Origin of the sequence: Acinetobacter sp. NIOH-H-8 (assembly GCF_046635365.1) — a bacterium.
Classification (GTDB): Bacteria; Pseudomonadota; Gammaproteobacteria; order Pseudomonadales; family Moraxellaceae; genus Acinetobacter.
This window is the reverse complement of record NZ_JBHDVN010000250.1, coordinates 1-420: the sequence shown is the minus strand read 5'-3', so window position 1 is coordinate 420 and position 420 is coordinate 1. Positions and strand designations below refer to the sequence as shown.

General features: G+C 66.9%; 1 pseudogene. It reads right to left on the bottom strand.

Going from position 1 to position 420, the window contains the following annotated elements:
- Positions 1–420 (bottom strand): annotated as a pseudogene (locus ACEWB7_RS18070) (hypothetical protein); the annotation flags it as partial.

The window sequence follows — 420 nt, the reverse complement described above, 5'->3', positions numbered from 1 at the left end:
CCAGACCACCACGTTGACCATGCCGAACTCGTCCTCCAGGGTGACGAAGATGACACCGCTGGCGGTCTGTGGGCGTTGTCGGCCGATCACCAGGCCGGCAACGCTGACCGGGCGGCCATGCTCGATCGTGCCCAGTTCCCGAGAACTGCGGCAGCGCCGGGCCTTGAGCTCATCTCGTAGCAGGAGCAAAGGATGCGGCCCCAGCGTCGTGCCAAGGGTCGCGTAGTCGTTGAAAAGGTCTTCACCCACCGAAGGCAATGGCAGGTTGATGGAGGTTTCCTCCGGTGCGGGCAGACTGGCGAACAGCGGTAGCTGTGGTTCGATTCCGGCAACGGCCCAGCGCGCTCGATGGCGATGGCCGGCCAGGCCGCGGAGGGCGCCGGCATCGGCGAGCTGCTCGCGCGCACGCGGTTCGAGCTC